The following is a 22,374-nucleotide window of genomic DNA, read 5'->3' as shown; positions in this document are numbered from 1 at the left end:
GCATGAACGAGCTGCTGTTGAAACTCAAGGGCCTGTCAGGCCAGGACGCCAAGACCTTCCAGGTCATGGCCGCCCCCGTGGTGGTGCTGATGGTGCTGGTGATGATGGTGCTGCCGCTGCCACCGCTGCTGCTGGACCTGTTTTTCACCTTCAACATCGCCATGGCCCTGATGGTGATGATGGTGTCGGCCACCATGAAGCGCCCGCTCGATTTTGCGGCGTTTCCGGCGGTGCTGCTGCTGACCACGCTGCTGCGCCTGTCTCTGAACGTGGCTTCCACCCGTGCGGTGCTGATGAATGGCCACACCGGCACCGGGGCGGCCGGCCAGGTGATCGAGTCTTTCGGTCATGTGCTGATCGGCGGCAACTTCGCGGTGGGCATCATCGTGTTCGCCATCCTGGTGATCATCAACTTCGTGGTGATCACCAAGGGTGCCGAGCGCATCGCCGAAGTGGGCGCACGGTTCACCCTGGACGCCATGCCTGGCAAGCAGATGGCGATCGACGCCGACCTGAACGCTGGCCTGATCGACGAGGCCGAGGCCAAGAAGCGCCGCCGCGAGGTCGGTGAAGAAGCCGAGTTCCATGGCTCCATGGACGGTGCCTCCAAGTTTGTGCGAGGCGACGCCATCGCCGGCATCCTGATCCTGTTCATCAACATCATCGGCGGCTTCATCATCGGGGTGGCTCAGCATGACCTGAGCGCCGGTGACGCCGCCAGCACCTACGTGCTGCTGGCCGTGGGTGACGCGCTGGTGGCCCAGATCCCGGCCCTGCTGATCTCGGTGGCCTCGGCCATGGTGGTGTCCCGCGTGGGCAAGGACGAAGACGTGGGCGCCCAGATCATCGGGCAGGTGTTCCGCAATGCGAAGGTGATGGGCGTGGCCGCGGGCGTGATCGCCCTGATCGGCATGGTGCCCGGCATGCCCTTTTTCATCTTCGTGCCCGCGGCCGGTGTGCTGGGCTGGGGGGCCTGGAAGCAGTACCTGCGCGCCGAGGCCGAGAAGAATCAGCCGAAGGCCAGCGACAAGCCGGCCGAAGGCCCGCAACTCAATGGCGAGGCCTCCTGGGATGACCTGCAGCCGGTCGACACACTGGGCCTGGAGGTGGGTTACCGACTGATCCAGCTGGTCGACACGGCCCGTGGCGGCGACCTGCTCAACCGCATCAAGGGCGTGCGCCGCAAGTTCGCGCAAGAGGTGGGTTTCCTGCCGCCTTCCGTGCACATCAAGGACAACCTGGAACTTCGGCCTGCGGTCTACCGCATCACCTTGCGTGGCGCCGTGGTGGGCGAGGGCGAGGTCTACCCCGGCATGCTGATGGCCATCAACCCGGGCCACGTGACCAACCCGCTGCCCGGCACCCAGGCCATCGACCCGGCTTTTGGCCTGCCTGCGGTGTGGGTGGAAGAACGCCAGCGGGAAGCAGCGCAAATGGCCGGGTACACCGTGGTTGATTCCTCGACCGTCGTGGCCACCCACCTTTCACACTTGATGCAAGTCCACGCCGCCAAGCTCCTGGGCCGAGTCGAAACCCAGCAACTGGTGGAACACGTGACGAAACTGGCTCCCAAACTCATCGAAGACGTGGTACCCAAGATGGTCGGCATTGCCACCCTGCAGAAGGTCTTGCAGCTCCTCCTGGACGAGGGTGTGCACATCCGCGACATGCGCTCGATCATCGAGACGCTGGCCGAGCAGGCCGCGCTCACCCCGGGCCTGGCCAGCGATGCCAACGAGATGGCCCGCCGCATCCGGGTGGGGCTGGCCCCGGCCATCGTGCAGCAGATCTACGGCCCGGTGCGCGAGCTGGACGTGATCGCCATCGAACCCGACCTCGAACGCCTGCTCAGCCAGGCCCTGAATTCGCCCAACGGCCCCATGCTCGATCCGGGCGTGGCCGACCACCTGACCCGCCAGGCCGCCGAAGCCTCGCAGCGCCAGGAAAACCTGGGCCACCCCGCCTGCCTGCTGGTGCCGGACAACATCCGCCCCAGCCTGGCCCGCTTGCTCAAGCGTGCGGCCCCGCGCCTGAAGGTGCTGGGCCACAGCGAGATCCCTGAGACCCACTCCATCCGCATTGGTACCCTGATTGGAGGCCACGCATGAACGTCAGACGCTTCACCGGTCGCACTTCGCGCGAAGCCATGCAGAAGGTCAAAGAGGCCTTCGGCAACGATGCCATCGTGCTGTCGAACAAGGCAGCCCCCGAGGGTGGTGTGGAGATCATGGCCATGGCCCCCGAGGGCATGGCCGCCATCGAGAAACAGGCGGCCCATCAGAGCCGTCAGGAACCGGTGGACGAGGGCAGCAAGGCCCCCAAGGGTGGCGCCCGCCAGGCCGTGGCCTCGCTGGCCACCACCGTGCAGGAAGATGTGCGCCAGCTGGCCATGAGCACGCTGTCCTTCCAGGACTATGTGCGTGAACGCATGCTGCGCCGCCGCCAGGCCGCCCTGAAGGCCCGCATGGAGCCCGAACTGGCCCCCACGCCCGAAGACCAGCTGGCCCAGCGCGTGGGCAGCAACGGGCAGGGCGCCGCCAAGGCCCCGGCCCTGGCGGCTCGCACCCGCGCCGTGGTTGACGAGCCCCTGGACCTGGCCCAGCCTCTGCCCAGCGCAGCGGCGCAAGCTGCGCCCCGCGTGGCCTTGGCTGTGGCCGAGCTGCCGCAGGCCGCTGCCCAGCTGGAGCCGCAGGCCCAGCCCCTGCCTCAAAGCGCCCCGCAACGCCCCGGCCTGTGGAGCGACCCGGCCGACCTGACCATGTCGCAGATGGTGGCCCAGACGCCCAAGCCCACCCCGGGCAACGCCCGACCCAGCGCCACCGCCGTGGCCGCCGCACAGGTGGCAGCGCCCGACGATGGCACCCGCGAAGCCCTGGCGGCTGCGCAGGCGGCCAATGCGTCCATGCTGGGCGAGCTGCGGGCCATGCGCGCCATGATGAAGGAGCGCTTTGAAACCATCGCCTTCATCGAGCGCCTGCAACGCACCCCCAGCCAGGCCACCATGGCCCAGCGCCTGCTGGATGGCGGCTTCTCGCCCGTGCTGATCCGCAAGATGATCGACGGCATGCCCGCCGACGTGGTGGCCGGCCAGCGTGACCCCATGGACTGGGCCGGCATGGTGCTCGAGCGCAACCTGAACACCGCCGACAACGAACCCAACATCGAAGACCAGGGCGGCATCTTTGCCCTGATCGGTGCCACCGGCGTGGGCAAGACCACCAGCACCGCCAAGCTGGCCGCATTGTTCGCGGCCAAGCACGGCGCGCACAACCTGGGCCTGATCACCCTCGACGCTTACCGGATGGGCGCCCACGAGCAGCTGCGCGCCTACGGCCGCATCCTGAACGTGCCCGTGCACATTGCCCACGACCGCGCCGCGCTGGAAGACCTGCTCGAGCTGCTGGCCGGCAAGAAGATGATCCTGATCGACACGGCCGGCATGCCCCAGCGTGACGCCCGCACCCGCGAAATGCTGGAGATGGTCAGCCACAAGTCAATCCGCAAGCTGCTGGTGGTCAACGCCTCGGCGCAGGGCGACGCCATCGAAGACGTGCTGGTGGCTTACCAGGCCCACAAGTGCGCTGGCGTGGTGCTCTCCAAGCTGGACGAAGCCGTGAAACTCGGCCCGGCCCTGGATGCGTTAATTCGTCACAAGACCAAGATCCTTGGCGTCGCCAATGGTCAACGGGTGCCCGAAGATTGGCATCGTCTGACCGCGACTTCGCTGGTGCACCGGGCCTTGCGGGCCAGCCTGAACCCGGCTTTCCGCCTCGACCCCAACGAAGTCAGCCTGATCCTGGCGGCCAACGCCCTGTCGGACACCGCCGCTGCCAACCCCTCTTCTGCCGCCTGAGCCCGAGCCGTTCATGAACCCTCCGCTCAACACGATGACAGCCCCTGCTGCACGTCCGGTGGATCAGGCCCATGGCCTGCGGCAGATGTTCCAGACCCGTGTGCTGCGCTTCATCCCGGTGGTGTCCAACCCCGAGGTGATGTACGGCGGCGTGGTGCTCGAACGCCTGTGTGCGGCCTACGCCGGCTTTGGCCTGCGCACCCTGGTGGTCGACGCCGGCGAGCGCGCCCGACGCCCCTCCGAACTGGCCGAATTCGACCTGCGCGAAGGCCTGGAAGAGCTCTCGCCGCATGTGCACTACCTGCCAGCCAAGGGCCTGCCGCTCAAGCATGTCGATGCCCAGGGCTGCAGCCAGACCCTGGTCGACGAGATCGCCGATGCCGCACCCCAGATGGACGTGGTCCTGCTGCATGCGCCGGCCAGCGAGCTGGTGCGGGTGCTGGGGCGCGGCTCGAAAGGGCACAACGTGCGCCCGTTGTTGTTCACCGACGAACGCGCCGAAGGCCTCACGCATGCCTATGCCGGCGTGAAGGTGATGGCGCAGCGCGCGAACTGGATGGCCCACGACCTGATCGTGTGTGCCGCCCCCAACTCACAGCTGGCGCCGCAGGTGGCCCGCCGTCTGGCGCAATGCGCCGACAGCTTCCTGCACGCGGCCCAGCATGCCTGGCTGCCCATCAACCCGATGGAGCCGCCCACCCGGGAGCCCTCTGCGCGCTTCCTGGAAATGGCTGCCGACCTGCTGCGTTGTGCCATGCCGCACACCCTGGGCGACAGCGCCTTTGATCAACTGGTCTCGCCGGGTGCGGCCTTGCCGTCCCGCCACGCACCGGTCTTCAACTGAATGACGTTCATGGAGCAGAACATGTACACCGCCAAAGGCCGCCTCGATCTGAACGCGATGCTCCACCAGTACAGCCCGCTGGTGCGGCGCCTGGCGCATCAGATGATCGCCAAGCTGCCGGCCAACGTCGAAATCGACGACCTGATCCAGGTGGGCATGATTGGCTTGAGCGATGCGCTCAGCCGCTTCGATGCCGGGCAGGGCGTGCAGTTCGAGACCTTCGCTACCCAGCGCATCCGCGGCGCCATGCTCGACGAGCTGCGCGGCGCCGACTGGATGAGCCGCGGCACCCGCAAGCAGCAGCGCGACATCGAAGGCGCCGTGCACCGGCTCGAGCAGAAGCTGGGCCGTGCGCCGCAGGAAAGCGAGATCGCCAAGGAAATGGGCATCACGCTGGTCGAGTACCAGGAAATGCTGGGCAAGGTGCGTGGCACCCAGCTCATCTACCTGGAAGACATGAGTGGTGACGATGGCGACAGCGACTATCTCGACCGCCATGTGGCCGACGAGGGCAACGACCCCTTGTCGCTGATCCAGGACCACCGCATGCGCGAGGCCCTGGTCGAAGCCATCAAGAACCTGCCCGATCGGGAGCAGTACGTCATGAGCATGTACTACGAGCAGGACATGAACCTCAAGGAAATTGCCGCCGTGCTCGGGGTGACCGAATCACGTGTGTGCCAGCTTCACAGCCAGTCCATCGCCCGGTTGCGTGTGAAGCTTCGGGAGTGGTGATGTCCTTGCCATTCGAACGGGCGAAGGCCGCCGCAGGCATCGCGGGCTTGCGGCCACTTCAAGGGGAACAGCCATGCTGTTGCCGTTCCGTTCGCGACCACAGGCTGAGGTGGTCGCGTCCGTGCAGCGCGAGCCGGTGGATGACCGGCCCGATGCACTGAGCCTGGCTCGCCAGCTGCAGCAGGACACGTCCGGGCTGGGGCTGGAGGCCGCGCAATTGCGTGGCACGCTGGAAGACAGCGCCGCTGTGGCCGAGCGCCAGGCAGGGGCACTGTCGCAACTGGTGGGGCAGCTCGACCGCATTTCCGAGGCGCAGTCCGCCATCCGAAGCCGCACCGACGACAGCCTGCAGGCCGTGGGCCAGGCCCGCGCGGCCGTCGATCAGGTGGGCCATGAAGTGTCGGCCCTGGTGGCCTCGCTCAAGGAGGTGGCGGAGGCCGCCCGAGAAATCACTCAGATTGCCCTGCAGACCCGGCTGGTGGCCTTCAATGCCTCGGTCGAGGCCAAGCGCGCCGGTGAAGCCGGCCGCGGCTTTTCGGTGGTGGCCGACGCCGTGCGCGACCTCTCCACCCAGGTCGAGACCACGTCCAAGGCCATCATGAGCACCGTGTCTGCACTGGATGGCCGCGTGCAGGCCCTCGAGCGGGACATCCGCCGCACCCCGGAAGAGGGCCACACCCAAGGCTTCCAGGCCGCCTTGCGCCATGTGGAAGAAGGCGTGGCGCGCATCAGCGAATCGGCAGCGCAGAGCATCGAGGTCAGTGGCGAGTTGCAGCACCAGGGCCAGCGCATGGCCCAGGAGGTGCAGGCCTCACGCCAGGCGCTGTCGCAGGCGGTGCGCCGCAGCGAGACCGTGCTGGGTGTGTCCGAGCGCCTCATGGAGGTCATTGCGTCTTGCGGCGTGCAGACCGCCGACACGCCCTACATCGAGATGGCCCAGCGGGTGGCTGGCCAACTGGCCCAGACCCTGGAAGACGCACTGGCCAGTGGCCAGCTCAGCGAGGCCCAACTCTTCGATGATGACTACCGACCCGTGCAGGGCAGCAACCCCTTGCAGCACCTGACCCGATTCAACCCGGTCACCGATGCACGTTTCCCGGCCATCCAGGAGCCGGCGCTCGACGCCTTGCCCAACGTGGTCTTCTGCATCGGCGCCGACCGCAACGGCTACATCCCCACCCACAACCGCAAGTACTGCCAGACCCAGCGCGCGGGCGATGTGGTCTGGAACACGGCCAATGCCCGGTGGCGACGCATCTTCAACGACCGCACGGGGCTGGCCTCGGCCCGCAACACCCGGCCCTTCCTGCTGCAGACCTACCGCCGCGACATGGGCGGTGGCCAGTTCGTCATGCTCAAGGAGGCCTCAGCGCCCATCGTGGTGCGAGGGCGCCACTGGGGTGGGTTGCGGCTGGCCTACCGGTTTTGAACGCGTTTCGGCATACCCCAAGGGGTATAAGCCCTCAAGTTCACAGGGGATTATCCGAAACCCAAGGTGACATCGACTGGACACGAGCTGTACGAAAATGAGTCATTCTGAACACACATCACGCATCGCACCGGCCGATCAGGTGGTGCTGAGTGCCATCGGCCTGACCGCACTGGGGGCTGTGGCCTATGCCGGCGTCTACGGCAGTGTGGGGCTGGTCATCACCCTGGCCATCGTGCTGGTGGGGCTGTCCACCGCGGCGGCCCTGGCGGGCGGTGGTCGCGCCTTGAGCCAGTGGGCCATGCCCGTTCTGGGCATGGCCACGGTGGGTCTGCTGATCCATGCCGCACGCGGGCACAACGAGGCCCACTTTGCGGTGTTCGCCTTCATGGCCTGTCTGGTGGTGTACCGCAAGGTGGTGCCTGTGGTGGTGGGGGCTGCAGCCATTGCGGTGCACCACCTCAGCTTCAACTACATGCAGGCCTGGGGGTGGGGGCCCATCTGCTTCACCGAGCCTGGCCTCATGAAGGTGGTCGAGCATGCGGTGTACGTGGTGGCCGAAGCCGCGGTGCTGATCTTCCTGGCATTGCGCGCGCAGCGTGATTTCCAGGCGGGTGAAGAAATCACCCTGGCTGTCGAGCGCATGATGTCTGACGACGGTCGAGTGGACCTGCAGGCGGCTCGCATGCAGGCCGAAAGCAAAGCAGGCCAGCGCCTGCAGGATGCCCTGGCCCACATCACCGAGGCCATGCAGGAAGTGCACCGTGCCGCCGAGGCCATTCGCCAGGCCTCATCGACCATCCAGCAGGGCAACAGCGACCTGCAGATGCGCACCGAACAGGCGGCGTCCAGCATCCAGGAAACCGCGGCCGCGGTCGAGGAAATTGCCGGCACCATCAAGTCGAGCGCCGAAAGTGCCCGTCAGGCCAATGGCGTGGCCCTGAAGGCGTCCGAGGTGGCCACCGAGGGCGGTGATGCGGTCAACCGGGTGGTCGACACCATGTCCGGCATCCAGAATTCCAGCCGCAAGATCACCGACATCATCGGCGTGATCGACGGCATTGCGTTCCAGACCAACATCCTGGCCCTCAATGCCGCGGTCGAAGCGGCCCGGGCCGGCGAACAGGGCCGCGGCTTTGCCGTGGTGGCCGGTGAGGTGCGCACCCTGGCCCAGCGCAGCGCCGAGGCCGCCCGCGAGATCAAGCAGCTCATCACCGACAGCGTCGAGCAGGTCGACACCGGCAGCCAGCTGGTGGGCAGCACGGGCGAAACCATCGGGCAGGTGGTGCAACAGGTGCGTCAGGTGACCGATCTGATCAGCCACATCTCCACCTCCAGCAGCGAACAGAACGACGGCATCGGCCAGATCAATCAGGCCATCAACCGCCTGGACGCCACCACACAGCAGAACGCGGCGCTGGTGGAGCAGACCTCGGCCGTGGCCCACGGACTGCAGCAGATGAGCGACGAACTGCACCACGCGGTGTCGCAGTTCCGCTTGCCCGATCTGGCCATGCGGTGATCGCATCGGATGCCGTGTGCACATGAAAGAGGGGCCCCTCGGGGCCCCTCTTTCATGTTGTGGTGGATGGTACGGTGCCCGGCGGGTCAGCCCACCCGCCCGATCAGCAGGTATTCCATCAGGGCCTTCTGCACGTGCATGCGGTTCTCGGCCTCGTCCCACACCACCGACTGAGGCCCGTCGATCACCTCGGCCTCGACCTCTTCACCGCGGTGCGCAGGCAGGCAGTGCATGAACAGGGCATCGGGCTTGGCCACGGCCATCATGTCGGCATCGACACACCAGTCGGCAAACGCCTTCTTGCGGGCCTCGTTCTCGGCTTCATAGCCCATCGAGGTCCACACGTCGGTGGTCACCAGGTTGGCGCCACGGCAGGCGTCCATCGGGTCTTTGAAGACCTTGTAGCAATCCTTGCTCGAGATGCCGGCCACCTGCGGGTCGATCTCGTAGCCGCTGGGCGTGCTCACGTGCACGGTGAAGCCCAGCAGCTCGGCCGCCTGCAGCCAGGTGTTGGCCATGTTGTTGCCATCGCCCACCCAGGCCACCACCTTGCCTTCGATCGAACCGCGGTGCTCGATGTAGGTGAAGATGTCGGCCAGGATCTGGCAGGGGTGGTATTCGTTGGTCAGCCCGTTGATGACGGGCACGCGCGAATTGGCCGCGAACTTGGCGATCTTGGCCTGTTCGTAGGTGCGGATCATGACCAGGTCGACCATGCGCGAGATCACCTTGGCGCTGTCCTCGATGGGCTCGCTGCGGCCCAGCTGGCTGCCGTCGGTGGTCAGGTGCACCACCGAGCCGCCCATCTGGTACATGCCGGCTTCAAAGCTCACGCGCGTGCGGGTGGAGGCCTTCTCGAAGATCATGGCCAGTGTGCGGTCGGCCAGCGGCTGGTACTTCTCGTAGTTCTTGAAGCGTTGCTTGATGATGGCCGCGCGTTCGAACAGGTAGGCGTACTCAGGGGCCCGCAGGTCCTTGAACTGCAGGTAATGCTTGATGAGGCTGTTGCCGGGCTTCATGGTGGGGCTCGGGGTAGGGCAGGCCACCGGTGGGCGGCCTGCGTTCAGGGTCAGGCTTGTTCGGCCAGGAATTGGCGAATGATCGGGGCCAGCAGGGCCACGCACTCGTCGGCCTCGGCCTCGGTGAAGATCAGGGGCGGCAGCAGGCGCACCACGGTGTCGGCCGTGACCGACAGCAGCAGGCCGGCTTCCAGTGCCCGGCTCAGGATCACGCCGCAGGGGCGGTCCAGCTCGATGCCGATCATCAGGCCCTGACCGCGGATGTCCTTCACGCCGGGCAGCTCGCCCAGCTCGCGGCGCAGTGCGGCCATCAGGTGTGCGCCCACCTTGGCGGCATTGGCCATCAGGCCGTCTTCCTCCATGATGCGCAGCGTTTCCACACCGGCACGCATGGCCAGCGGGTTGCCGCCGAAGGTGGTGCCGTGGTTGCCGGGTTGCAGCACGTTCGCGGCCTTGGGGCCGCACACCACGGCGCCGATGGGCACGCCCGAGCCCAGGCCCTTGGCCAGGGGCATCACGTCGGGCTGGATGCCGGCCCACTGGTGGGCGAACCACTTGCCGGTGCGGCCGATGCCGCATTGCACTTCATCGAGCATCAGCAGCCAGCCTTGCTTGTCGCACAGGGCGCGCACAGCCTGCAGGTACTCGGCGCGGGCCGGGTTGATGCCGCCTTCACCCTGGATCACCTCCAGGAACACGGCGGTCACGTTCGGGCGGGTGCGGGCCACTTCTTCCATGGCCGCAATGTCGTTCAAGGGCACGCGCACGAAGCCCTCGACCAGCGGGGCAAAGCCGGCGTGCACCTTGGGGTTGCCGGTGGCCGACAGCGTGGCGATCGAGCGGCCATGGAAGGCCTTTTCGAACACCACCACCTCGGCGCGGTCGATGCCCTTGTCATGGCCGTACTTGCGCGCGATCTTCAGGGCGGCCTCGTTGGCTTCCAGGCCCGAATTGCAGAAGAACACATTGGTCAGGCCCGAGCGCTCGACCAGCATGGCGGCCAGTTGTTCCTGCAGCGGCACCTGGTAGTAGTTGCAGCAGTGGATCATCTTGGCCACCTGGTCCTGCAGGGCAGGCACCAGCTTGGGGTGGGCATGCCCCAGGGTGTTCACCGCAATGCCCGACAGCGCGTCCAGGTAACGTCGGCCCTCGGTGTCCCAGACGCGGGCGCCTTCGCCGTGCGACAGGGCAACGGGCAGGCGGCCGTAGGTGGGCATCACGTGGGGCATGGGCGCGGCGGCGGTCATGGAAACCTTTCCTGGGGTGTCAACAGCGGTTGAAACAATGAAAAAGGCGCAGTGCATGCAGTGCATGAGGCTGCGCCTTGCATGCATTGTAAGGAATGCACGGGGGCACTGTCACCCGTGGCCGTGACAGCCTCAAGACGGAGCGTCCCCGGCCGATACGCTGAAGATGACCGAGAAAGGACGGTGGCAAGCCACAAGGGTTTTCACCACCGTGTCCGACCTGGGTGCAAGGGTTCTGGCACCGAATTTGCGTCCAGCGTCTTGACGTTGGACAATGGAGGGATTCCTGATGGAAACAGTCACAGACCCTGTCTCCTCAGACGCGGCGGCATTGGCGGAACACCCTTCGCCGGTTTCGCCGAGCATCCTCCGCGGGGGTCCGACACAATCGGCCCCTGAGCATCGTCAACCTGGCAATGGATCCATTGCACAGACCGTGGGAACGAACAGCGTGTCCACCACTGCACCGGCAGGTTCTGCCGCGGCCATTGCCATGGCCAAACCCCGGGAAGTCTTCATCCAGGGGGTCACGTCCAAGGGGCAGACCTTCCGCCCCAGTGACTGGGCCGAACGCCTCGCAGGTGCCATGTCCTGCTTCCGTCCGGGCGGCGGCCGTGGCGGCATCGCCGACCACATTGGCTACTCCCCCTACTGCGTGCCCACCACCCTCGGCGAGGTCAAGTGTGTGGTGGTCAACGAGGCCCTGCGCAAGCTCGAACCCATGGCCTGGGATTTCGTCATGAACTTTGCGCGCGACAACGACCTGCAGGTGGTCGACGCCTGCCTGCTGCCCGATCTCTGAGCGCTTGCTGCCTTTCGGGGCGTTCCTGGCCTGACCCAGGCACAAAAAACCCGCCAGCGGCGGGTTTTTTCATGGGGCGGCACCCGCGTGGGGCGCCAGGCACCGATCTCAGGCGGCCAGGGCCTTGATCTTGGCCGACAGGCGGCTCTTGTGGCGAGCGGCCTTGTTCTTGTGGAAGATGCCCTTGTCGGCGATCGAGTCGATCACCGATTGTGCCGACTTGAAAGCTTCAGCGGCTTGGGCCTTGTCGCCAGCCTTGACAGCCTTCAGCACGCTCTTGACGGCGGTGCGGAACTTCGAACGCAGGGCAGCGTTGGCGGCGTTGATCTTGACGTCCTGACGGGCGCGCTTGCGACCCGAGGCGATGCGGACGGTCTTCTTGGCTTTGGATGCAGATGCCATTTTGCGTGGGGCCTTGGGAATGACTGGGGCACTGCCCGGCACCTGCCGAACGGCCTCCAATTCTCACCCGACAAGGCCGAGTTGGTTGGAAAACCGCAGAGTATAACGCCAGCCAGGCCCTCAGTCAAAAGCCTCGGGTGTGCTTTCTATAATGCGCCATGAGCCTGTTCAAGTCTGCCTCCATCGTCTCTCTGTTGACGCTGGCTTCTCGCATCACCGGTCTGGTCCGTGAGCAACTGTTTGCTTCCCAATTCGGGGCCAGTGCCACCACCGATGCCTTCCAGGTGGCCTTTCGCATCCCCAACCTGTTGCGCCGCCTGTTCGCCGAGGGCGCGTTTTCGCAGGCTTTCGTGCCCATTCTGGGAGAAACGCGCGCCAGGAAGGGCGACGAAGCCACCCGCAGCCTGATCGATGCCGTGGGCACCGTGCTGTTCTGGGCCTTGCTGGTGGTGTCGGTGCTGGGGGTGGTGGGTGCGCCCGTGCTGGTGTGGCTGATGGCCTCGGGTCTGAAAGAAAGCGGCGGGCTCGATGCGGCGGTGACCATGACGCGCTGGATGTTCCCCTACATCGGGTGCATGTCGATGGTGGCCCTCAGTGCAGGCATCCTCAACACCTGGGGGCACTTTGCCGTGCCGGCGGCCACGCCCGTGCTGCTGAATGTGGCCGTGATCTCGGCCACCGTGGGACTGGCCCCGGTTTTCGCACGCTTCGGGCTGGACCCGGTGCTGGCGGTGGCAGTGGGCGTGATGGCCGGTGGCGTGCTGCAGCTGGCCATCCAGGTGCCCGCGCTCAGGCGTCGTGGGGTGTTGCCCCGCATTGGCCTGAGCCTGGGTGCCTTGCGCACCGCCTGGGCCCATGAGGGCGTGCACCGCATCCTGCGCCAGATGGCGCCGGCCTTGCTGGGGGTGTCGGTGGCGCAGCTGTCGCTGCTGGTGAACACGCAGATTGCCTCCCACCTGGGCCCCGGCGCCGTGTCGTGGCTCACCTTTGCCGACCGCCTGATGGAGTTCCCCACGGCCTTGCTGGGAGTGGCCCTGGGTGTGGTGCTGTTGCCGCAGCTGTCGAAGGCGCAGGCCAGTGGCGATGTGAAGCAGTTCTCCAGCCTGCTCGACTGGGGCTTGCGCCTGGTGGTGCTGCTGGCCTTGCCCAGCGCACTGGCCCTGCTGCTGTTTGCCGAGCCGCTGGTGTCGGTGCTGTACCACTACGGGGCCTTCAAGGATGCCGATGTGGCCCAGACCGTGCGGGCCCTGATGGGCTATGGCGTGGGCCTGATGGGCCTGATCGCCATCAAGATCCTGGCGCCGGGCTTTTATGCCGCGCAGGACATTCGCACCCCGGTGCGCATCGGCATCGCGGTGCTGGTGCTGACGCAGGTGCTCAACGTCGTGTTCGTGCCCTTGTTCCAGCAGGCGGGCCTGGCCTTGTCCATTGGCCTGGCCTCGCTGGTCAATGCGGCCTGGTTGCTGCGGGGGCTGATCTCGACCGGGCGCTACACGCCCGAGCCAGGCTGGGCCCTGTTTGCCTTGCGCGTCATCGTGGCTTCGGCCCTGCTGGGCGCTGGCATGTGGTGGGCCAATGCCCACTTCGACTGGCTGGGCCTGCGCGCGCAGCCATGGCTGCGGGTGGGCTTGCTGGCGGGTTGCCTCGTGGCCGCGGCGTTGGTGTACTTCGGTGTGCTCACGGCCAGTGGCCTGAAGATCCGGCACATGCTGCGCCGCTGAAAGGACAGCGAGGGGGCGCTGGCGGCCACCTCGCTCAGGCCGACACTTGCGCACTCGCGCGCGTTCACAGATGCCGAAGCAGTTCCACGGCCTGTTCGATGCGTTCCACTGCGTGAATCGTCAGCCCCTCGATCGGCTTTTTGGGCGCATTCGCTGCGGGCACCACCGCCACCGTGAAGCCCAGCTTGGCGGCTTCTTTCAGGCGGTCCTGACCACGCGGGGCCGGGCGCACTTCGCCCGCCAGGCCCACTTCGCCGAAGGCAAAAAAACCTTTGGGCAGGGCGCGGCTGCGCAGGCTGCTCTGGATGGCCAGCAGCACGGCCAGGTCAGCCGCTGGTTCGCTGATGCGCACGCCCCCCACCGCGTTCACGAACACGTCCTGGTCGGCGCAGGCCACGCCCGCATGGCGGTGCAGCACAGCCAGCAGCATGGCCAGGCGGTCACGCTCCAGGCCCACGCTCAGGCGGCGGGGAGAGGGGCCGCCCTCGTCGACCAGGGCCTGGATCTCGACCAGCATGGGGCGGGTGCCTTCCAGCGTGACCATCACGCACGAACCAGGCACTGGCTCCGCGTGGGTCGACAGGAAGATGGCGCTGGGGTTGCTGACGCCCTTCAGGCCTTTTTCCGTCATGGCGAACACGCCGATTTCATTGACCGCGCCAAAGCGGTTCTTGATGGCGCGGATCATGCGGAAACTGCTGTGCGTGTCGCCCTCGAAGTACAGCACCGTGTCGACGATGTGCTCCAGCACGCGCGGGCCGGCCAGGGTGCCTTCTTTGGTGACATGGCCCACCAGCACCATGGTGCAGCCGGTCGATTTGGCCACCCGCGTGAGGTGGGCCGCGCATTCGCGCACCTGGGCCACCGAGCCTGGGGCCGAGGTGAGCTGCTCGCTGTAGATCGTCTGGATGGAGTCGATCACGCAGAAGGAGGGTTTTTCGGTCTCCAGGGTGGCCAGGATGTTCTCCAGCTGGATCTCAGCCTGCACGCGCACACCGGTGCCCGCCAGCCCCATGCGCTGGGCGCGCATGGCCACCTGGGCGCCGCTTTCTTCGCCGGTCACGTACAGCACGGGCATCTGGCGCGACAGCGCATCCAGGGCCTGCAGCAGCAGGGTCGATTTGCCGATGCCTGGGTCGCCGCCGATCAGCACCACGCCACCGGCCACGATGCCGCCGCCCAGCACGCGGTCGAGTTCGTCCAGGCCCGTGGGCGTGCGGGCCACGTCGGCCGCTTCGATGTCGCTGAGCGTGGTGACGGGTTGCGCCGCGGCCAGGCCACGCGCCAGGGCCTGCATGCGGTGCTTGGGCGCGGTTTCGGCGCGGCCTTCTTCCAGCGTGTTCCAGGCGTTGCAATGCGGGCACTTGCCCAGCCACTTGGGGCTGGTGCCGCCACAGGCGTTGCAGGTGAAGACGGTTTTTTCGCGGGCCATCTCAGGGTGTGCCGGCCGAGGCTTCGGCCTGAATGGCCTTGAACTTGCGCTCGAGTTCCTGGCGCAACTGGCGACGCAGCTTGGCCGCCTCGAAGCGGCGCTTTTCGTCGGGCGTCTGCGGGGTCAGGGGCGGCACGGGGGTGGGGCGCTTGTCGTCGCCCATGGCCACCATGGTGAAGAAGCAGCTGTTGGCGTGGCGAACCACCTGGGTCTGGATGTTCTCGGCGATCACCTTCACGCCAATCTCCATCGACGAGGAGCCGGTGTAGTTCACCGAGGACAGGAAGGTGACCAGCTCGCCCACGTGGATGGGCTGGCGGAACGTGACCTGGTCGACCGACAGGGTCACGCAGTAGGTGCCGGCATAGCGGCTGGCGCAGGCATAGGCCACCTGGTCGAGCAGCTTGAGGATGGTGCCGCCATGCACATTGCCCGAAAAGTTGGCCATGTCAGGCGTCATGAGCACGCTCATGCGCAGCTGGTGTCGTTGGGCGTCGAAATCCATGGGGCGGTGGGTGTCAGTCGTGATGGGGCGCGCGCACGTCCACGTGCACGCGCGGGGACAGGGCACACATCAGCTCGTAGCCGATGGTGCCGCAATGGTGGGCCACTTCGTCGATGGGCAGCTCGGTGGGCTGGCCCTGCAGGTCGGGGCCCTGGCCCCACAAGGTGACTTCGCTGGCTGGCTGGGCCTGGGGCAGGGCGCTGAGGTCCACCGTGATCATGTCCATCGACACGCGGCCGATCAGGCGCGTGCGCTGGCCGTCGACCAGCACGGGTGTGCCGTCGGGGGCGTGGCGAGGGTATCCGTCGGCGTAGCCACAAGCCACCACGCCGATGCGCATGTCGCGATCGGCCGTGAAGCGGCTGCCATAGCCCACCGTGTCGCCCGCCTTCAGGTGCTGCACGCCGATCAGGCGGCTGCGCAAGGTCATGGCCGGTTGCAGGCCCCAGTGGCGGGCGCTGTGCTCGGGGAAATCGGGTGAGGCGCCGTACAGCATCACGCCGGGGCGCACCCAGTCGCCGCGCACGGCAGGGTCGGTGGCGTGTCGCAAGGTGGCGGCACTGTTGCACAGGCTGCGCTCGCCCGGCAGGTCGTGGCTGGCGCGCTGGAACACCTCGAACTGGCGCGAAATGCCCAGCGGGCCGTCGGCGTCAGAGAAGTGGGTCATCAGCGAGATTTCATCGACCTGCGGCAGCGACGACAGCCGCACCCAGGCGTTGCGGAAGGCGTCGGGCGTGAAGCCCAGGCGGTTCATGCCCGAGTTCATCTTCAGGAACACATGGTGGGGCCATTCGGTCTTGTGGAGGGCCAGCCAGTCGATCTGCTGCTCGCAGTGCACGGTGTGCCACAGGCCCAGCCGAGAGCACCATTCCAGGTCACGGGCGTCGAAGGCGCCTTCGATCAGCAGGATGGGGCCGCGCCAGTCGAGGCGGCGCAGCTTTTCGGCCTCTGCGATGTCGAGCAGGGCAAAGCCGTCGGCACCCCGCAGGCCCTCGTACACGCGCTCCACGCCATGACCGTAGCCATTGGCCTTGACCACGGCCCACACCCGTGCGTCGGGGGCCGCTTGCCGCGCGCGCGCCAGGTTGTGTTGCAGGGCATCAAGGTGGATCAGGGCTTCAAGGGGGCGCGGCATGGTGACATTCTGCCAGCGGGTTCTCCCGCCCCCGTGGCTGGAGGCCTTCTTTGGGGGGGTGTCATGCTATAACCTGCGCCCGGCACTGTCCTTTGTCCCGATGCTGACATCGGGCGGCTCGCTCCCGGAGGGGTCATGCTCTCCATGGCCCCTGTTGCACCTGTTGTCGATCTGCTGCGTCTGAGATGAAAAAAGGCTTCTACACCATCATGTCGGCGCAGTTCTTCAGCTCGCTGGCTGACAACGCGTTGCTGGTCGCCGCGATCGAATTGCTGAAGTCCACCCAGGCGCCCGCCTGGCAGGTGCCAGCCCTGGCCCCCATGTTCGCCTTTTTTTACGTGGCCCTGGCTCCCTTCGTGGGCGCCTTCGCCGATTCGGCGCCCAAGGGCAAGGTCATGTTCTATTCCAACAGCATCAAGGTGGTGGGCTGTCTGATGATGCTGTTCGGTGGCCACCCGCTGCTGGCCTACGCCATCGTGGGTCTGGGCGCTGCAGCCTATTCGCCGGCCAAGTACGGCATCCTGACCGAACTGCTGCCCGCCTCGCAGCTCGTCAAGGCCAATGGCTGGATCGAAGGGCTCACCGTGGGCTCGATCATTCTGGGCGTGCTGCTCGGCGGCCAGCTGGTGGGGCCTGCGGCCTCTTCTGCGCTGCTGAGCCTGGACCTGCCGCTGCTGGACACCGGGGTCGACACGGCCCCCGAGGCGGCCATCGCGTCCATGGTGCTGCTGTACGGCATTGCCGCCCTGTTCAACCTGCGCATTCCCCGCACCGATGCGCCCCTGCAGCCGATGACGGGCAACCTGGGCACCCTGATGGCCGATTTCTGGCAGTGCAACAGCCGCCTGTGGCAGGACAAGCTGGGGCAGATCTCGCTGGCCACCACCACCCTGGTGTGGGGGGTGTCGGGCAACATGCGCGTGATCGTGTTCCCCTGGGCGGCTGCGGCACTGGGCTACAGCACCACCCAGGCCTCGTCGCTGGCTGGCGTGGTCGTGCTGGGCACGGCGGCCAGCGCGGTGTTCGCATCGGTGATGATGAAGCTGGACAAAGCCACCAGCCTGATCCCGCTGGGCATCGCGATGGGCGCCCTGATGCTGTGCCTGAACGTGATCCGGGACCTGTACATCGCGGTGCCGTTCCTGATCATGATGGGCGCCACGGCCGGCTTCCTGATCGTGCCCATGAACGCCCTGTTGCAACATCGCGGGCACAACCTGATGGGGGCGGGTCGTTCGATTGCGGTGCAGAACTTCAACGAGCAGGCCTGCATCCTGCTGCTGGGTGGCCTGTACGCCCTGGGTGTGAAGCTGGGCCTGTCGGCCTTTGGCGCCATCACGGTGTTCGGCCTGATCGTGGCTGGCGTCATGTGGGCCATCGGTCGCTGGCACAAGCACAACACCGTGCACCACAAGGCCGAAGTCGATCGCCTGCTGGAGATCGCCCGCACCGACGGGCATCACTGACCGACTGCCGGGCGTCTGGCCTCAGAGCCAGCCCAACCACTGGTGCCACACCAGCTGGCCCAGATACCGCCCGGGCAGCAGGGTGAAGGCCCCGGCGATCAGGCAGCTGCCGATGTAGGCGCCCCGCATGGTCTTGCTGTGGGCCTGGATGTTGCCTTTCAGCATCTGTCGCAGCCCGACAAACAGGCTGATGAACACGACCAGGATCAGCCCGTGGATGGGCGTGAACCCTTGCCAGTTGGGTAGGCGTGTGTCCCGGATGAAGAAGCTGCTGATGGCTGTGATCACCATCAAGGTGACCCACGCGTAACCTGCAGCGCGGTGTGCATGCCCGCCTTTGGGCACCCACAAGGCCACCGGCCCGATCGCCAGCGCGCCCAGGGCTGCCGTCAGGTGCACGGCCACCAGGGGAGACAGGGTCAGGGGCTCCAGCGGGATGCTCAAGGGTGAGTAGGCCACAGCGGCTCCTTGCGGTCAGGCTCAACGCCGACGGCTGCCCGCGCCGCCCAGGATCGAGCCCAGCACGCCGCGGATGATCTCGCGGCCCACGGTCGAGCCGATGGTGCGTGCAGCCGACTTGGCCACGGTTTCCAGGATGGAGTCCTTGCGGCCACTGCCCTTGAGCAGGCCGCCCGCCACATCGCCCAGCCAGCCGCCACCGGTGGCCTGTGTGGCCGTCTCGGTGGCCGCACCCGCCGCGGCGTCGCCCGCACCGCGGCGCACGGCATGGGCCGCTTCTTCGCGCAGGCTGCCCGTGCGTTCGGCCGGGTCGCTGGGCGCTGCGGCTGCGCGACCTTTGAGCTTTTCGTAAGCCGATTCGCGGTCGACCACCTTTTCGTACACGCCGGCCACCAGCGAGTTCTGCAGCAGCTTGCTGCGTTGCTCGGGCGTGATCGGGCCGATCTGGCTGCCCGGCGGCAGCACGAACACGCGTTGCGTGACGCCGGGGCGGGCCTTGTCGTCCAGCAGGCTGATCAGGGCTTCGCCCACGGCCAGTTCGGTGATGGCGGTGGCGATGTCCAGGCCCGGGTTGGCGCGCATGGTCTCGGCGGCGCTTTTCACGGCCTTCTGGTCGCGCGGGGTGAAGGCGCGCAGCGCGTGCTGCACGCGGTTGCCCAGCTGGCCCAGCACGGTCTCGGGCACGTCCAGCGGGTTCTGGGTCACGAAGAACACGCCCACGCCCTTGGAGCGCACCAGGCGCACGACCAGCTCGATGCGCTCGATCAGGGCCGAGGGCGCATCCTTGAACAGCAAGTGGGCCTCGTCGAAGAAGAACACCAGCTTGGGCTTGTCGAGGTCGCCCACCTCGGGCAGGGTCTCGAACAGCTCGGACAGCATCCACAGCAGGAAGGTGGCGTACAGGCGCGGCGAGTTCATCAGCTTGTCGGCCGCCAGGATGTTGATCACCCCCTTGCCGCCTTCGGTCTGCATGAAGTCGTTGATGTCGAGCATGGGCTCGCCAAAGAACTTGTCGCCGCCTTGCTCTTCGATCTGCAGCAGGCCGCGCTGGATGGCGCCCACGCTGGCGGCGCTGATGTTGCCGTACTCGGTGGTGAAGGTCTTGGCGTTGTCGCCCACGTGCTGCAGCATGGCCCGCAGGTCTTTGAGGTCGAGCAGCAGCAGGCCGTTGTCGTCGGCGATCTTGAACACCAGTTGCAGCACGCCTTCCTGGGTGTCGTTCAGGCCCAGCATGCGCGACAGCAGCAGGGGGCCCATGTCCGACACGGTGGCGCGCACCGGGTGGCCTTGTTCACCGAACACGTCCCACAGCGTGGTGGGGCAGGCCAGGGGCTCGGGCGCCTCGATGCCGCGCTCTTTCAAAATGCCGGCCACCTTGGGCGACAGGCTGCCCACCTGGCTGATGCCGGTCAGGTCGCCCTTGATGTCGGCCATGAACACGGGCACGCCGATCTTGGACAGGCTTTCGGCCAGGCTCTGCAAGGTGATGGTCTTGCCCGTGCCGGTGGCCCCGGTGATCAGGCCATGTCGGTTGGTCAGGGCGGGCAGCAGGTGGCACTCGGTGTCGCCGTGTCGGGCCACGAGGATGGGGTCAGCCATGCGTTGATCTCCAGGTCGGTCAGGCCCCGCCTTCAGGGGGCGGGTAAAATCGCAGTATCACCCAGCTTCAGGCCGGGTCCCCCCACGCGTTGCGCGCTGCCATTCCCACAAGTGGCAGTGCGCTGTGGGCCGTTCCAGTTTCAGACACATCTCCCGGAGCACACTGCCATGGCAGGACATTCCAAATGGGCCAACATCCAGCATCGCAAGGGTCGTCAGGACGAAAAGCGAGGCAAGATCTGGACCCGCATCACGCGTGAAATCATCGTGGCCGCCCGCCAGGGTGGCGGCGACATCGCCATGAACCCGCGCCTGCGCCTGGCCATCGAAAAGGCCAAGGCCGCCAACATGCCGGCCGACAACATCAAGCGCAACGTCGACAAGGCCACCGGCAACCTCGACGGGGTCACGTACGAAGAAATCCGCTATGAAGGCTACGGCATCGGTGGTGCGGCCATCATCGTCGACTGCATGACCGACAACCGCGTGCGCACCGTGGCCGAAGTGCGCCACGCCTTCAGCAAGCACGGCGGCAACCTGGGCACCGAGGGCTCGGTGGCCTTCCAGTTCAAGCACGTGGGCCAGTTCCTGTTCGCCCCGGGCGTGAGCGAAGACAAGCTCATGGAAGTGGCCCTGGAAGCCGGCGCCGAAGACGTGATCACCCACGACGACGGCTCGGTCGAGGTGCTGAGTGCACCGGCCGATTACGAAGCCGTGAAGGCCGCGCTGGAAGGCGCTGGCATGAATCCTGAAATGGCCGAAGTGACCATGCGCGCCGACACCCCGGTGTCGCTCGCCGGTGACGACGCCGCACGCATGCAAAAGCTGCTGGACGTGCTGGAAGATCTGGACGACGTGCAGGACGTCTTCCACAACGCTGAACTGAACTGATCACACCATGAAGATTCTCGTCATTGGCTCGGGTGGCCGTGAGCACGCCCTGGCCTGGAAGCTGGCCCAGTCTCCCAAGGCCCAGAAGGTCTTCGTGGCACCGGGCAACGGCGGCACCGCGCGTGACCCGCGCCTGACCAACATCGCCATCACCGACGTGAAGGCCCTGGCCGATTTCGCCCAGGCCGAAAAAGTTGCCGTGACCGTGGTGGGCCCCGAAGCCCCTCTGGCCGCTGGTGTGGTCGACGAGTTCCGCGCCCGTGGCTTGCGCATCTTTGGCCCCACGCAAAAGGCCGCCCAGCTGGAAAGCTCCAAGGCCTTTGCCAAAGACTTCATGAAGCGCCATGGCATCCCCACGGCCTTCTACGGCACCTTCACCGACGCCGCCCAGGCCCATGCCTACGTGAACGAAAAGGGCGCGCCCATCGTGATCAAGGCCGATGGCCTGGCCGCAGGCAAGGGTGTGGTCGTGGCCATGACCCTGGAAGAAGCGCACGAAGCCATCGACTTCATGCTGCTGGACAACAAGCTGGGCGTGCAGCACAACGCCGGCGGCGCCCGCGTGGTGATCGAAGAGTTCCTGGAGGGCGAAGAAGCCAGCTTCATCGTCATGTCCGACGGCAAGAACGTGACCGTGCTGGCCACCAGCCAGGACCACAAGCGCCTGAAGGACGCCGACGAAGGCCCCAACACCGGCGGCATGGGCGCGTATTCGCCCGCCCCGGTGGTCACGCCCAATGTGTACGCCAAGGCCATGCAGGACATCATCCAGCCCACGCTGGACGGCATGGCCAAAGACGGCATCCCCTTCACCGGCTTCCTGTACGCCGGCCTGATGATCGATGCCGCAGGCAACCCCAAGACACTGGAATTCAACTGCCGCATGGGTGACCCGGAAACCCAGCCGATCATGATGCGCCTCAAGAGCGACCTGGTCGACGTCATGCTGGCCGCCACCGACGGCACGCTCGACCAGATCGAGCTGCAATGGGACCGCCGCTTCGCGTTGGGCGTGGTCATGGCCGCAGGCGGCTACCCGCTCGACCCGAAGAAGGGCGATGTCATCACCGGCCTGCCCGCCGATGCCGATGACGCCATGGTGTTCCATGCCGGCACCGTGCCCAACGAACAGGGCGACACCGTCACCAGCGGTGGCCGCGTGTTGTGTGTGACGGCGCTGGGTGATTCGGCCAAGCTGGCCCAGCAGCGCGCGTACGAGTACATGCGCGGCATCCATTTCGACGGCATGCAGTTCCGCACCGACATCGGCTGGCGCGCCATCAAGTCACCGCGCTGAGCGCAGGCCCCGGAGA

General features: G+C 66.6%; 19 protein-coding genes. 11 read left to right on the top strand and 8 right to left on the bottom strand.

The genetic code is table 11. The features are described 5' to 3' along the window. Positions 1-2 precede the first annotated feature (2 nt). The 6 genes from flhA to EYS42_RS17410 all read left to right on the top strand — a co-directional run bounded on the left by flhA (position 3) and on the right by EYS42_RS17410 (position 8,383). Positions 3-2,108, top strand: a complete 2,106-nt coding sequence (gene flhA, locus EYS42_RS01800) for a flagellar biosynthesis protein FlhA (protein ID WP_130966145.1) — start codon at positions 3-5, stop codon at positions 2,106-2,108. Beyond that, a complete protein-coding gene (gene flhF / locus EYS42_RS01795) occupies positions 2,105-3,853 on the top strand; it encodes a flagellar biosynthesis GTPase FlhF (protein ID WP_130966144.1) in 1,749 nt (582 codons plus the stop codon). The genes flhA and flhF overlap by 4 nt, the downstream gene beginning before the upstream one ends. 13 nt (positions 3,854-3,866) lie before the next feature. After that, positions 3,867-4,697: a flagellar biosynthesis protein gene (locus tag EYS42_RS01790; RefSeq protein WP_130966143.1), complete on the top strand. Its 831-nt coding sequence runs from the start codon at positions 3,867-3,869 to the stop codon at positions 4,695-4,697. Between the two features lie 21 nt (positions 4,698-4,718). Then, positions 4,719-5,432 (top strand): RNA polymerase sigma factor FliA, encoded by a 714-nt coding sequence (locus EYS42_RS01785; protein WP_130966142.1) that lies wholly within the window; start codon positions 4,719-4,721, stop codon positions 5,430-5,432. Between the two features lie 73 nt (positions 5,433-5,505). After that, positions 5,506-6,861 (top strand): methyl-accepting chemotaxis protein, encoded by a 1,356-nt coding sequence (locus EYS42_RS01780; RefSeq protein ID WP_130966141.1) that lies wholly within the window; start codon positions 5,506-5,508, stop codon positions 6,859-6,861. Between the two features lie 97 nt (positions 6,862-6,958). Next, positions 6,959-8,383 carry a methyl-accepting chemotaxis protein gene (locus EYS42_RS17410; protein WP_130966140.1) on the top strand — a complete coding sequence of 475 codons (1,425 nt, stop codon included), beginning with the start codon at positions 6,959-6,961 and terminating at the stop codon, positions 8,381-8,383. 86 nt (positions 8,384-8,469) lie between these two features. Here the strand turns inward: EYS42_RS17410 and argF are convergent, their stop codons facing one another. Together argF and EYS42_RS01765 are read right to left on the bottom strand one after the other, a co-directional pair. Next, complete coding sequence (argF, locus tag EYS42_RS01770; protein WP_130966139.1) at positions 8,470-9,402, bottom strand: ornithine carbamoyltransferase; 933 nt, start codon at positions 9,400-9,402, stop codon at positions 8,470-8,472. A 50-nt stretch (positions 9,403-9,452) separates the two neighbouring features. Next, positions 9,453-10,649 (bottom strand): aspartate aminotransferase family protein, encoded by a 1,197-nt coding sequence (locus EYS42_RS01765; protein WP_130966138.1) that lies wholly within the window; start codon positions 10,647-10,649, stop codon positions 9,453-9,455. A 493-nt stretch (positions 10,650-11,142) separates the two neighbouring features. Between EYS42_RS01765 and EYS42_RS01760 the strand changes: the two genes are divergently transcribed. After that, positions 11,143-11,451, top strand: a complete 309-nt coding sequence (locus tag EYS42_RS01760) for a DUF3579 domain-containing protein (protein ID WP_130966510.1) — start codon at positions 11,143-11,145, stop codon at positions 11,449-11,451. Positions 11,452-11,559: 108 nt separating this feature from the next. Here EYS42_RS01760 and rpsT read toward each other — a convergent pair whose 3' ends face one another. Beyond that, on the bottom strand, positions 11,560-11,853 hold the full coding sequence (gene rpsT / locus EYS42_RS01755; RefSeq protein WP_130966137.1) for a 30S ribosomal protein S20: 294 nt from the start codon (positions 11,851-11,853) through the stop codon (positions 11,560-11,562). A gap of 158 nt (positions 11,854-12,011) precedes the next feature. Here rpsT and murJ point away from each other — a divergent pair, with 158 nt between their 5' ends. Then, a complete protein-coding gene (gene murJ, locus EYS42_RS01750) occupies positions 12,012-13,574 on the top strand; it encodes a murein biosynthesis integral membrane protein MurJ (RefSeq protein WP_130966136.1) in 1,563 nt (520 codons plus the stop codon). Between the two features lie 64 nt (positions 13,575-13,638). Here the strand turns inward: murJ and radA are convergent, their stop codons facing one another. Genes radA through alr form a run of 3 tightly spaced genes read right to left on the bottom strand, consistent with a single transcriptional unit; the run spans position 13,639 to position 16,646 of the window. Further along, positions 13,639-15,006 (bottom strand): DNA repair protein RadA, encoded by a 1,368-nt coding sequence (gene radA / locus EYS42_RS01745; protein ID WP_130966135.1) that lies wholly within the window; start codon positions 15,004-15,006, stop codon positions 13,639-13,641. Between the two features lies 1 nt (position 15,007). Further along, on the bottom strand, positions 15,008-15,511 hold the full coding sequence (locus EYS42_RS01740) for an acyl-CoA thioesterase (RefSeq protein WP_130966134.1): 504 nt from the start codon (positions 15,509-15,511) through the stop codon (positions 15,008-15,010). A 13-nt stretch (positions 15,512-15,524) separates the two neighbouring features. Next, entirely contained in the window at positions 15,525-16,646 is a 1,122-nt protein-coding gene (gene alr / locus EYS42_RS01735; protein WP_130966133.1) for an alanine racemase, read from the bottom strand. Positions 16,647-16,831: 185 nt separating this feature from the next. Between alr and lplT the strand changes: the two genes are divergently transcribed. Beyond that, on the top strand, positions 16,832-18,112 hold the full coding sequence (gene lplT / locus EYS42_RS01730; RefSeq protein WP_130966132.1) for a lysophospholipid transporter LplT: 1,281 nt from the start codon (positions 16,832-16,834) through the stop codon (positions 18,110-18,112). A 21-nt stretch (positions 18,113-18,133) separates the two neighbouring features. Here lplT and EYS42_RS01725 read toward each other — a convergent pair whose 3' ends face one another. Further along, the gene (locus EYS42_RS01725; protein WP_342635508.1) at positions 18,134-18,571 is read right to left on the bottom strand and encodes a DUF2306 domain-containing protein; all 438 of its coding nucleotides are present in this window, start codon (positions 18,569-18,571) and stop codon (positions 18,134-18,136) included. A 21-nt stretch (positions 18,572-18,592) separates the two neighbouring features. Continuing rightward, the gene (locus EYS42_RS01720) at positions 18,593-20,170 is read right to left on the bottom strand and encodes a helicase HerA-like domain-containing protein (protein WP_130966131.1); all 1,578 of its coding nucleotides are present in this window, start codon (positions 20,168-20,170) and stop codon (positions 18,593-18,595) included. 168 nt (positions 20,171-20,338) lie between these two features. Between EYS42_RS01720 and EYS42_RS01715 the strand changes: the two genes are divergently transcribed. Beyond that, positions 20,339-21,061, top strand: a complete 723-nt coding sequence (locus EYS42_RS01715; RefSeq protein ID WP_130966130.1) for a YebC/PmpR family DNA-binding transcriptional regulator — start codon at positions 20,339-20,341, stop codon at positions 21,059-21,061. Positions 21,062-21,068: 7 nt separating this feature from the next. Then, a complete protein-coding gene (purD, locus tag EYS42_RS01710) occupies positions 21,069-22,358 on the top strand; it encodes a phosphoribosylamine--glycine ligase (RefSeq protein WP_130966129.1) in 1,290 nt (429 codons plus the stop codon). Positions 22,359-22,374: the final 16 nt, after the last annotated feature.

Origin of the sequence: Aquabacterium lacunae (assembly GCF_004310865.1) — a bacterium.
GTDB lineage: Bacteria > Pseudomonadota > Gammaproteobacteria > Burkholderiales > Burkholderiaceae_C > Aquabacterium > Aquabacterium lacunae.
The sequence above is the reverse complement of the archived record's forward strand: the minus strand, read 5'-3'. Positions and strand labels throughout refer to the sequence as shown.